This window comes from Gulosibacter sp. 10 (assembly GCF_900163695.1).
Lineage (GTDB): Bacteria > Actinomycetota > Actinomycetes > Actinomycetales > Microbacteriaceae > Gulosibacter.
This window is the reverse complement of the sequence record NZ_FUIC01000042.1, coordinates 23,148-32,973: the sequence shown is the minus strand read 5'-3', so window position 1 is coordinate 32,973 and position 9,826 is coordinate 23,148. Positions and strand designations below refer to the sequence as shown.

Sequence of the window (9,826 nt, the reverse complement as noted above, 5' to 3'; positions counted from 1 at the left end):
CGACCATTCGCGGCCAAGATTCGGAGGTACGGAGGTGGAGGAGGGGGCGGTCGTTACGCGGCTTCGTCGATCGAGCGTCGGCCGCCTCGGGAGCCCGCCTCCCTATGATGGAGACGAGCGCGGAACGGAGGCGCGACCATGGCCGTCTGGGATACGAGCACGCTCCCCGAAGCAGATCAGTTCGAGTACTACCAGCAGGTCATCTGCCGTGCGTTCGTGCCGCTGCTGCCGATTCCGGTCGGCCGCCCCGAGGGGTTCGCCTCCCGGATCCAGACCCGTGCGCTCGGCGCGCTCAACCGGGCGAGCGTCGGCTCCCCGATCCAGGCGACGCATCACGGCTCCAGCGAGGTCTCCGCGACGGCGGAGCCCTACTACTTCGTGAACCTGCAGCTACAGGGCCGCTGCCGGGCGAAGCAGGGCGCGGCCGATTCGGTGGTGGAGCCGGGGCAGTTCACGGTGCTCGACACCACTCGACCCTTCTACCTCGACTTCGACCGGGATTGGCGGATGCTCTCGTTCCGCGTCCCCCACGAGCATCTCGACGAGCACATTCGCGGGGTCGGGATCCCGCTCGGCGCGCCGATCGGCCGGTCGGGCGCGGCCGCCGCCGCGATCGCTCTGATCCGGGCGCTGTGGTCGATGGGGGGCGAGGTGCCCGTCCGGGCGTCCGAGGAGCTCGCGCTCTCCTTCTCCTCGGCGGTGGCGGCCGCGCTCACCGAGCGGAGCTTCGATGCCGCCGAGCTCCAGCCCGTCGGCATGCGCGCGCTGATCGTGCGGTATCTCGGCCGCCATCTCTCCGATCCGGCCCTCTCCGTCGACAGCGTGAGCCGGGTGTTCGGGGTCTCGCCGCGCACGCTGCACTCCGCGTTCGAAGGGGAGCGGGAGACCTTCGCGGCCGCGCTGCGATCCATGCGCATGCGCCGCGCCGCCGAGCTGCTCGCGGACGGAAGAGGATCGGTCACCGCCGTCGGAGAGGCGGTCGGGTACCCGGATCCGAGCTCCTTCGGGCGTGCCTTCCGGCGGTTCCACGGCGCGTCGCCGAGGGAGTTCCGGGCACTGCGCGAACTGCAGAGTTCTCGCGCACGGATGGCATAGCGCGCTCGATCGCTCCTCGTGAGACTGGGGGCGGGCGCGGAGCCCCGATGCTCCGGGCCCGCCGATCAGTCATCCGTCTCAGAGAGGAGATGCGAAGATGTCCGTTTCCTTCGCGCTCAGCCCCGAACAGCAGCAGCTGAAGTCCGATGTCCGCGCATTCGCGCGCGGCGTGCTCGCACCACTGATGGAGCAGGTGCGGGCCGAACGGGATCCGCAGATTCGAGCCGGTCTCATGCGGCCGGCGGTCGAGGCCGCCGTCGAGGCGGGGATGCTGCGCGCCCTGATCCCCGCCCCCTTCGGCGGCGCCGCCACGAACGGGGTGGACGCGGCCCTCTTCATCGAGGAGATCGCGGTCGAGTCGCCGGACTTCTTCATCACGATGGCGGGGCCGCTCATCGCGCTCGCGCCGGTGTACGAGGTGGGCACGCCCGAACAGATCGAGCGCTTCGTCTCGCCGTTCCTCGCATCCGAGGGGGCGCCGGTGGCCGCGATGGCGTTCAGCGAGCCGGATGGCAGCGCGAACTTCGGCGCGGAAGCACCCGCCGACGGAGTGCTGACGACGGCGGTGCCCGACGGCGACGAGTGGGTCGTCAACGGGCGCAAGGCCTGGTCCTCGCTGCTGCCCGGGTGGGACGGCGACGGACCGGACATCATGACCATCGTGTGCCGCACGCCCGGCGGGGTCTCGCTCGTCGTCGCCGAGCGCGAGCAGCTCGCGGGCCGCATCGAGGTGGAGGAGTACTACGATCTGCCCGGCCTCACTGGGTGCATGACCGCCCGCGTGCGGCTGCACGACGTGCGCGTGCCGAAGTCCCATCTGATCGGCGAGGAAGGCGACGGCGTGCGGCTCACCCTGAACGCCTTCATGGCGAGCGGCGCCTCGATCGGCACCTTCGCGACCGCCGCCGCCCGCAGGGCGTGGGAGGTCGCCTACGAGTTCGCGACCACGCAGAAGCGCGGCGGCGCCGTGCCGATCATCGAGTACCAGTCGGTCTCCGACGTCCTCGCCGACACGAAGGGGCGCATCGAGGCCATGCGCCTGCTCGGCTGGCGATCGCTCGACGCGGTGATCGCCCAGGATCCGGCCGGGGGAGAGCTGGCGCTGCACTCGAAGGTGTTCGGATCCGAGAGCGGTCTCGCCGTGGTGAACGACCTGATCAAGGTCGTGGGCGTCACCGCCTACGACTCGAACTTCCCACTGGTGCGGCACCTGAACGACGCTCTCGCCTACCCGATCATCGAGGGCAGCAACACGGGCGTGCGGAGGCGTCAACTGCAGGCGATGCTCGCTGCCGAAGGCTTCGATCCGCTCGCGGCATCGGGGCTCTCCTGATCGGGGGTACTCCCAGGGACTCCCTCGAGACGGGCGGCCGCCTTAGCGTCGAAACATGTCCGATCGCCTCCGTCTTCAGCAGCCCGCCGCCGTGAGGGCGCGCCCGGGGCGGCTCCTCGCCCTGCTTGCCGCGGGTCTGCTGTGCGCCGTGCTCGCGGCGTGCCGGACGGCCGACGCCCCGCCGCCCGGTCTCTCCCAGAACAGCGGCGCCCCGACGGCTCCGGACGTCCCCGGAGCACCGACGGAGTCGAACGGAGAACCCGAAGGAGGAACCATGAGCGAGACCCCCATCCGCATTCGGATCGACGATCAGGTGCTCGAGGCGAGGCTCTGGGACAACCCGGCGGCACGAGACCTGATCGACCAGCTACCGCTCACGCTCGACTTCTCCGACTACGGCGGGCAGGAAGTGCTCGCCGAGCCTCCCCGTCCGCTCACGACGGAGTGGATGCCCTCGGGGGAGAGCGCTCCGGCGGGCACGATCGGCTGGTACGCCCCGGGGAACGCGATCGTGCTCTACTACGCCGACGTGGGCGCCTACAACGGCATCATGCGCATCGGAGCGGTGGAGGGCGACCTCTCGATCCTGCGGGGATGGGATGACGACCGTCCGGTTGTCATCGAGCTCGCGGAGTGATGCGGCCCGCTGCCGATGATGTGCGGGTGCCGACGGAAGCGCACGGGGTCGCGGAGCTCGCCATATGCCGGGAGACTCGTCTCGGCGCCGTGCCCCCGGGGAGCTTTTCCTCCCCCTCACAGATGCGGCGGACGGTGGGAGGATTTCGGCATGGTCGGAGACGCGAAGATGAACGAGCTCGGCTCGTTCCTCAAGACGTGCCGCGGCGAGATCACGCCGCGCGAGGCCGGACTTCCCGAGGGATCGGGGCCGCGCCGCGTCGCCGGGCTGCGTCGCGAGGAGGTCGCGAGGCTCGCCTCGATCAGCACCGACTACTACACCCGCATCGAACAGGGCAGGATCGCCGTCTCCGCACCCGTGCTGAACACGCTCGCGGATGTGCTGCGGATGGACGAGGACCAGCGACGCTACCTCTTCAGCCTCGCAGGCAAACCACCCAGCCGAGCACCGCGGCGGACGAAGCAGAAGGTGCAGCCTCAGCTGCAGCGCGTGCTGGCGGATCTCACCACGACGCCGGCGATCGTCATGGGACGGCGTATGGACATCCTCGCCTGGAACGACCTCGCCTCTGCGATGATGGTCGATTTCGGGCAGATCCCGGTGAAGCGGCGCAACTACGTGCGCATCCTCTTCACGCATCCGGTGATGCGCGCCCTCTACGCCGACTGGGAGTCGGTCGCGCAGACCGCGGTCGCGCAACTGCGGATGGAGGCGGCGAAGTACCCCGATGATCCGCAGCTGACGGCGCTGGTCGGAGAGCTATCCGTCCTGGACCGCCAGTTCGCCGAATGGTGGGCCGCTCGTGCGGTGAAGAGTCTGAGCACCGGCACGAAGACGCTCGACCACGGGGAGGTCGGAGAACTCGTCCTCGACTGGGACACCCTCGTCGAGGCCCATGACGCCGAGCAGCAGCTCGTGGTCTGGACCGCGCCGCCCGAGAGCCCGACTGCGGACCGGCTGAAAATGCTCGGCAGCCTCGCCGCCACCGGCAAGACGCACGGCCGGGATCGGCCTGCCCCACAGCATAAGGAGGACCTCCAATGACGGATCGACCGTTCATCTTCTGCCACATGCTCACGTCTCTCGACGGGAAGATCATCGGCAACTACATGAGCATCCCGGAAGCGTCGACGGCTGGCGACGTGTTCTACGCCCTCGCGTTCGGCGAGAACCCGCACTACCGCCATCAGGGGTGGCTGTCGGGCCGGGTGACCACCGACGACAACTTCACCCGCTACCGGCATCCCGCCCTCGACGAGCACGCCGCACCGGTGCCCGAGGGCGATTTCGTGGCAGTGCAGGATGCGGAGAAGTACTACGTCTCCATCGACCCGTCCGGGAGGCTCGGCTGGGAGAGTCCGGACCTGACCTATCGGACGACGCACGCGCACGTCCTCGAAGTGCTCACCGGCCGCGCCTCGAACGCCTACAAGGCGTTTCTCCGGAAGCTCGGCATCTCCTATGTGATCGCCGGCGAGGAGGAGCTCGACCGGGACCTGCTCCTGGCCAAGCTCAAGGAGCTGTTCGGCATCGAGACGCTCATGCTGGGCGGCGGCGGAGTCCTGAACTGGTCGTTCGTCCACGCCGGGCTGTGCGACGAGATCAGCGTCGTCATCGCCCCCGCCGCCGACGGCGCGTCCGACAGCCCGGCCCTGTTCGAGACGGGCGGCCGCACCCCGGACGGCCCGAGGGGCTTCACGCTGCAGTCCGCCGAAGTCCGGGAAGGCGGCAGCGTCTGGCTGCGCTACAGCATCGACCACGAGAAGGAGTCAGCATGACCGACACCGAATTCGACCAGATCTTCCCGCTCGGGGAGCCCAACGACGCCTACGCCGAGCACTTCATCGGTCAGAGCTACCTCGCCCCGCTCGCCGACGGGAGCGTTCCCGTCAGCAACGTGAGCTTCGAGCCGGGCTGCCGGAACAACTGGCATATCCACCACGGCGAGAACAGCGGCGGCGACCAGATCCTGCTGTGCACGGCCGGCAGCGGCTGGTACCAGGCCGAGGGCGAGGAGCCGGTGAGCATGGAGCCGGGCACCGCGATCCGAGTGCCCGCCGGGACCAAGCACTGGCATGGTGCGAAGGTCGGTTCCTGGTGCTCGCACATCGCGTTCATCACTCCGGGTGCGAACGTGAGCAATGAATGGCTCGAGCCGGTCGGTGACGAGCTGTACGACGAACTGCCGAAGAATGGAGAGCACGCATGAGCGTCCTGGACGAGACCTACACCCTGTCGAACGGCGTCACGATCCCGAGGCTCGGGCTGGGGACGTGGTTCATCGATGATGATAAGGCGGCCGGTGCGGTGAAGGCCGCGATCGGGGTCGGGTATCGGAATATCGATACCGCGCAGGCCTATGGCAATGAGCGCGGGGTGGGCGAGGGCGTGCGCGGCTCCGGCGTGCCGCGGGAGGAGTTGTTCGTGTCGACGAAGCTCGCGGCGGAGATCAAGGACTACGACCAGGCGGTGGCCGCGATCGAGGAGTCGCTGGCGCTGCTCGATATCGGGTATATCGATTTGATGCTCATCCATGCGCCGCAGCCGTGGGAGGACTTCCGTGGCGGGGATTATTTCGAGGGCAATCTCGCGGCGTGGCGGGCGCTGGAGGAGGCGCTTGAGGCGGGCAAGGTCCGGGCGATCGGGGTGTCGAACTTCCTGGAGCGGGATCTCGAGAACATCCTCGAGCATGGTGCCGTGGTCCCGCACGTGAACCAGATCCTCGTGCACGCGGGCAATACCCCGTCGGGGCTGATCGATTACTGCGGGGGTAAGGGGATCCTGGTCGAGGCGTACTCGCCGATCGCGCACGGGAAGATTCTGGATAATCCGCGGGTCGGGGCGATCGCGGCGGGGTACGGGGTGAGCGTGCCGCAGCTGTGCATCCGGTACACGCTGCAGCTCGGCACCGTGTCGCTGCCGAAGACGGCGAATCCGGAGCATATGCGCGTCAATTCGCGGGTTGATTTCGAGATCTCGGCTGGGGATATGGGGGTGTTGCGGGATCTGGACGAGCGGGATTACGGGGAGCACTCGGCGTTCCCCGTCTACAGCGGCAAGTGAGGGGAGCGCTGTCGCGGTTCCGGGCGCTGCACGGGGCCGCCTCCTCACCGCTCGTGCGGGGTGGGTGACGTTCACATCCCGGTCCGGCAGCAGTCGTCCTCGCACTGCTCGCGCTCCCCGGTGAGCGCGGTCACGGGAGCCGCGCAGCAGGCGTCGCCCCGCCAGGCCTCGACGCCCTCCCGGACGGCGAATCCGGCGATCACGAGCGCGGCGACCGAGTCCGCCCATGCCCACCCCGCCAGGCTGTTCAGCAGCAGCCCGACCAGCAGCGCGGCGGAGAGATAGGTGCAGATGAGCGTCTGCTTGGAATCCGCGACCGCGGAGGCGGAGCCAAGTTCGCGACCCGTGCGCCGCTCGAACCACGACAGGAACGGCATCACCGCGAGGCTCAGCGCCGCGATCACGATCCCCACCGGGGAGTGCTCGGGTTCGCGCAGCCCCGCCAGAGACAGAATCGCGTCGACCGAGACGTAGGCGGCGAGGCCGAAGAACGACACCGCGATCACCTTCAGCGCGACCTTCTCCCGGCGCTCGGGGGAGGGGGACGCGAACTGCCAGGCGACGGCTGCGGCGGAGAGCACCTCCACGACGGAGTCGAGCCCGAAGCCGATCAGCGCTGCGGAGGAGGCGGCCCCGCCGGCCGCGAGCGCGACGACCGCCTCGATGACGTTCCAGGTGATCGTGATCGCGACGACGATCCGGATCCGTCGCCGAAGCACCCTCGTACGGTCGGGAACCGCCGTCGCCGTCATCGCCCCGCCTCCGCCCCGCAGCAGCCCGGAACTCCGCAGGCCGGATCGACGCAGGGCTCGCTCTCGTCGACGGCCAGCGTCACATCCACCAGCGCCGTCAGCGCGGCGGCCAGATGCGGATCGGCGATCTCGTACCGAGTGCGCCTGCCCTCGGGCTCGGCGACCACGATCCCGCATCCGCGCAGACAGGCGAGGTGGTTCGACACGTTCGTGCGCGTGAGCTCCAGTTCGCGGGCGAGCTGGGCCGGATGCCCCGGCCCGTTCAGGAGGGAGAGCAGGATGCGCGAGCGGGTCGGGTCGGCCATCGCGCGGCCGAGGCGGTTCATCGCGTCCACCCGAGAAGCAATAGTCAGCATATGCTGACTATACAGCGGTCGATGACCTAAGGGAAATGCGATGCCCTGCTCTTGGCGGCTACAGCGGCGCGGTCCCCGTGCGCAGGGCGAGCAGCGCGAGCTGCACCCGGTCGCGGGCATCGCCGTCGTGCTGCAGGGGTCGCTGCGGCCGCTCGGCTACCTCATCCCGCAGGCGCTGAACACGAACATGCTCAACCTCGGGTCCAGAGCCGTCACGGATGCGGCGGGGCTGAGCGCGGCGAGCGCGGCGCCGCTGCTGGGCGCCGCGCTCGTGCTCCTGGCGCTCTTCGTCTGGCTCTCGGAGCGGGCGATCAGGGCGATCAAGCTGGCGTGATCCCGGTTGCCGCAAGATTGAGCGGAGCATGGGCAGGACAAAGCCCCGCGGTGCCTAACTGGCTGGGCCAGACAGAGGACGGTTCCCGCGGGGCGATACGCCTAGCATAGCAGGCATGTCGGAATCATCCCGCGCTCTCGATGCCGTACAGGCCGAGCGGTGGTTGAGCGCGCCGCGTTACCGGCGGTACCTCGCTGTCGCGAACGGAGACCATGCTCTGGCGATGGAGACGTACTCGTGGAACTCGCGCGTCGCCGCTGCCGGGATCGTGGATGTCGGACACCTCGAAATTGCTGTCCGCAACGCCTACGACCGCGAACTTTCGCTGCGTTTCCCGGATTGGTCGGTCGACGAGCGGTCGTCGTTGTTCCGGTTGGAGCAGGGCGTGCAGCGTGCTCGTGCTCGGCAGCGTCGCCGGAATCAGGTGAGTCTGTCCCGGGTCGCGGACGCGAAACGCGGGCTGAGCTCGGCGCCGACGCACGCCGAGGTCGTGGCCGCGTTGACGTTCGGGTTCTGGGCGAATCTGACGGTCGCGGAGCGGACGCCGACGCTGTGGAATCCGATGCTGCATCGGGCATTCCCCAGGGGCACGGCGAGGGCGCGGGTGCATGATCTGGTCGCCCGTGTGGTGAAGTTCCGCAACCGGCTCGCACATAATGAGCCGGTGTTCTCCACGCGCACCGGGCTGGAGGATCGCCTCACCGAGGTGCAGGAACTGTTCGAACTGATCGACCCGGACGCGTGCGCCTACGTCGCCGGCACCTCCACGCTCGATGCGGCCATCGCTTCTTGTCCGATCCCGGGTTTGACCAGCGCGACCGGCCTTCGCTGAGTACTCGCCGGTCCTGCCTCGAACGGAGGTGTGCGAATCCTCCGGCTCGGAGCGGGCGATCAAGCTGGCGTGATGCCGGACGCCTGGCCCGCGTCCGTCCGCCGGCCCGGGGGCCGCCTCGCGAAATCGGGCCTCGGGACCGCGTCGACCGGCACGCTGCGGGCGATCTCCCCGGTCTCGTCCTCGAGCCAGCGGCGGATGAGGAGCGCGACCCAGCTGCGGTACGGCCGCCACCGCTCGGCGATCCGCTCGTGCTCGTGCCCGTCCTCGGCGCCGTAGAGCGCGGCCATGGCCTTCGCGAGCCGCGGCTCGTGCGACGGGAATAGATCGGGAGCGCCGGCGCCGCGCACCAGGATGAGCTCCGCGGAGAACGGCCCGATGCCGGAGAGCCGCTGCAGCTCGGCCGCGGCCTCCGCCGGCGGCAGGCCCCGCAGCCGTCCGGTGTCGAGGGCCCCGTCGAGCGCGGCGCGCGCCAGCCCCCTGATCGTCTCGAACTTGCGCGCGGTGAGCCCGGGCATCGCGGAGAGGTCGAGGACCGCGTCGGGGCCGGGGAAGCTGCAGAGGGTCTGGCCGCCCGGGAACTCCGTGCGCATCCCGAATCGCTCGGAGAGGCGCTGTTTGATCCGCGCGGCCTGGACGATGCGGATGCGGCGCCCGATGACCGACCAGGCCGCGGCCTCCCACGGCGTCGGGAACTGCACGGGGCGCAGGCCCGGATAGCGCCGCCGCAGGTGCTCGACGATCGGGTCGCGCGCGGCGATCTCGGCGAGCGGGTCGTCCTCGGCCGGGTGCAGGCTGAGGATGCGCAGCAGGTCTCCGCGGATGGCCTCGGCGCTCGCGGAGCGCGGGTCGGCGACGATCTCCGCGTCGAGCATCCGATCCCGCTCGGAGACGCGCACGCCGACCGGCTGCCAGGTGCGGTCGAGCGCGAACGCGAGGTTGAGCGCGGGCGCGGCCTCGCCGCCCTGGCTCGCGGCGAAGTCCATGACGAAGGCGCTGCCGGCCTCGAGGGAGAACCCCGGCGGCCGGGGCAGCCGGATCGTCGGGGTCATGCCCGGTCGTGGACGGTCACCGCGTAGCCGTCGGAGTCGATGAAGGTGAAGGCGAGGCCGAACGGGCCCGGCTGCGGGGCGCTCGCGATCTCCACGCCGGTGGCCGCCAACGAGTCGTGGAGCGCCTGCGCGTCGTCGCAGTGCAGCCAGAGGGCGACGCCGAGCCCGGGCCGCGGGGCTGCCCGGTCGAGGTCGACGCCGGGGAGCGGCTCGCGCACCGCGAACGGGATCGGGCTCGTGGCGAAGACCGCGGCGCCGGGAGGCGAGACGGGCGCGCGCCGCAGGCCGAGCCGCGTCTCGTAGAAGTCGGCAGCGCGATCGAGATCGCGCACCTGGAGGGCGATGAAGTCGGGGCCGGTGACTGCCATGGGG

Annotated in this window: 13 protein-coding genes; 9 read left to right on the top strand and 4 right to left on the bottom strand. The window is 69.9% G+C overall.

Translation table 11 applies throughout. From position 1 onward, the window contains the following. Window positions 1–138: 138 nt before the first annotated feature. From FM112_RS14490 to FM112_RS14460, 7 genes are all read left to right on the top strand, one after another. Window positions 139–1,095, top strand: coding sequence for an AraC family transcriptional regulator (locus FM112_RS14490; RefSeq protein WP_087008852.1), 957 nt, complete (start codon window positions 139–141; stop codon window positions 1,093–1,095). Window positions 1,096–1,192: 97 nt separating this feature from the next. Next, a complete protein-coding gene (locus tag FM112_RS14485) occupies window positions 1,193–2,428 on the top strand; it encodes an acyl-CoA dehydrogenase family protein (protein WP_087008850.1) in 1,236 nt (411 codons plus the stop codon). Window positions 2,429–2,702: 274 nt separating this feature from the next. After that, on the top strand, window positions 2,703–3,065 hold the full coding sequence (locus FM112_RS17305) for a cyclophilin-like fold protein (protein ID WP_176386849.1): 363 nt from the start codon (window positions 2,703–2,705) through the stop codon (window positions 3,063–3,065). A 150-nt stretch (window positions 3,066–3,215) separates the two neighbouring features. Continuing rightward, window positions 3,216–4,109, top strand: a complete 894-nt coding sequence (locus tag FM112_RS14475; RefSeq protein ID WP_087008845.1) for a helix-turn-helix domain-containing protein — start codon at window positions 3,216–3,218, stop codon at window positions 4,107–4,109. Further along, window positions 4,106–4,843 (top strand): RibD family protein, encoded by a 738-nt coding sequence (locus FM112_RS14470; RefSeq protein WP_087008843.1) that lies wholly within the window; start codon window positions 4,106–4,108, stop codon window positions 4,841–4,843. Before FM112_RS14475 ends, FM112_RS14470 begins: the two co-directional genes overlap by 4 nt. Continuing rightward, window positions 4,840–5,274, top strand: a complete 435-nt coding sequence (locus FM112_RS14465) for a cupin domain-containing protein (protein WP_087008841.1) — start codon at window positions 4,840–4,842, stop codon at window positions 5,272–5,274. The genes FM112_RS14470 and FM112_RS14465 overlap by 4 nt, the downstream gene beginning before the upstream one ends. Beyond that, window positions 5,271–6,128 (top strand): aldo/keto reductase, encoded by an 858-nt coding sequence (locus FM112_RS14460; RefSeq protein ID WP_087008839.1) that lies wholly within the window; start codon window positions 5,271–5,273, stop codon window positions 6,126–6,128. The genes FM112_RS14465 and FM112_RS14460 overlap by 4 nt, the downstream gene beginning before the upstream one ends. Window positions 6,129–6,199: 71 nt before the next feature. On the opposite strand, the gene FM112_RS14455 is transcribed toward FM112_RS14460, so the two are convergent. Both FM112_RS14455 and FM112_RS14450 read right to left on the bottom strand, forming a co-directional pair. After that, window positions 6,200–6,880 (bottom strand): cation transporter, encoded by a 681-nt coding sequence (locus tag FM112_RS14455; RefSeq protein ID WP_087008837.1) that lies wholly within the window; start codon window positions 6,878–6,880, stop codon window positions 6,200–6,202. Then, complete coding sequence (locus tag FM112_RS14450) at window positions 6,877–7,236, bottom strand: helix-turn-helix transcriptional regulator (RefSeq protein WP_087008835.1); 360 nt, start codon at window positions 7,234–7,236, stop codon at window positions 6,877–6,879. Before FM112_RS14450 ends, FM112_RS14455 begins: the two co-directional genes overlap by 4 nt. Before the next feature lie 40 nt (window positions 7,237–7,276). On the opposite strand from FM112_RS14450, the gene FM112_RS14445 reads away from it, so the two are divergent. Together FM112_RS14445 and FM112_RS14440 are read left to right on the top strand one after the other, a co-directional pair. Further along, window positions 7,277–7,570 carry a hypothetical protein gene (locus FM112_RS14445; protein WP_087008833.1) on the top strand — a complete coding sequence of 98 codons (294 nt, stop codon included), beginning with the start codon at window positions 7,277–7,279 and terminating at the stop codon, window positions 7,568–7,570. A 115-nt stretch (window positions 7,571–7,685) separates the two neighbouring features. Next, entirely contained in the window at window positions 7,686–8,402 is a 717-nt protein-coding gene (locus FM112_RS14440; RefSeq protein WP_140400713.1) for a DNA-binding protein, read from the top strand. A 59-nt stretch (window positions 8,403–8,461) separates the two neighbouring features. Here the strand turns inward: FM112_RS14440 and FM112_RS14435 are convergent, their stop codons facing one another. Further along, window positions 8,462–9,454 carry a DNA-3-methyladenine glycosylase gene (locus FM112_RS14435; protein ID WP_087008829.1) on the bottom strand — a complete coding sequence of 331 codons (993 nt, stop codon included), beginning with the start codon at window positions 9,452–9,454 and terminating at the stop codon, window positions 8,462–8,464. Next, entirely contained in the window at window positions 9,451–9,822 is a 372-nt protein-coding gene (locus FM112_RS14430; RefSeq protein WP_087008827.1) for a VOC family protein, read from the bottom strand. Before FM112_RS14430 ends, FM112_RS14435 begins: the two co-directional genes overlap by 4 nt. Window positions 9,823–9,826: the final 4 nt, after the last annotated feature.

Excerpts from the sequence above, each read along its gene's own strand:
- FM112_RS14490 (WP_087008852.1), top strand. The coding sequence starts at position 139 with ATGGCCGTCTGGGATACGAGCACGCTCCCCGAAGCAGATCAGTTCGAG.
- FM112_RS14485 (WP_087008850.1), top strand. The coding sequence starts at position 1,193 with ATGTCCGTTTCCTTCGCGCTCAGCCCCGAACAGCAGCAGCTGAAGTCC.
- FM112_RS17305 (WP_176386849.1), top strand. The coding sequence starts at position 2,703 with ATGAGCGAGACCCCCATCCGCATTCGGATCGACGATCAGGTGCTCGAG.
- FM112_RS14475 (WP_087008845.1), top strand. The coding sequence starts at position 3,216 with ATGGTCGGAGACGCGAAGATGAACGAGCTCGGCTCGTTCCTCAAGACG.
- FM112_RS14470 (WP_087008843.1), top strand. The coding sequence starts at position 4,106 with ATGACGGATCGACCGTTCATCTTCTGCCACATGCTCACGTCTCTCGAC.
- FM112_RS14465 (WP_087008841.1), top strand. The coding sequence starts at position 4,840 with ATGACCGACACCGAATTCGACCAGATCTTCCCGCTCGGGGAGCCCAAC.
- FM112_RS14460 (WP_087008839.1), top strand. The coding sequence starts at position 5,271 with ATGAGCGTCCTGGACGAGACCTACACCCTGTCGAACGGCGTCACGATC.
- FM112_RS14455 (WP_087008837.1), bottom strand. The coding sequence starts at position 6,880 with ATGACGGCGACGGCGGTTCCCGACCGTACGAGGGTGCTTCGGCGACGG.
- FM112_RS14450 (WP_087008835.1), bottom strand. The coding sequence starts at position 7,236 with ATGCTGACTATTGCTTCTCGGGTGGACGCGATGAACCGCCTCGGCCGC.
- FM112_RS14445 (WP_087008833.1), top strand. The coding sequence starts at position 7,277 with ATGCCCTGCTCTTGGCGGCTACAGCGGCGCGGTCCCCGTGCGCAGGGC.
- FM112_RS14440 (WP_140400713.1), top strand. The coding sequence starts at position 7,686 with ATGTCGGAATCATCCCGCGCTCTCGATGCCGTACAGGCCGAGCGGTGG.
- FM112_RS14435 (WP_087008829.1), bottom strand. The coding sequence starts at position 9,454 with ATGACCCCGACGATCCGGCTGCCCCGGCCGCCGGGGTTCTCCCTCGAG.
- FM112_RS14430 (WP_087008827.1), bottom strand. The coding sequence starts at position 9,822 with ATGGCAGTCACCGGCCCCGACTTCATCGCCCTCCAGGTGCGCGATCTC.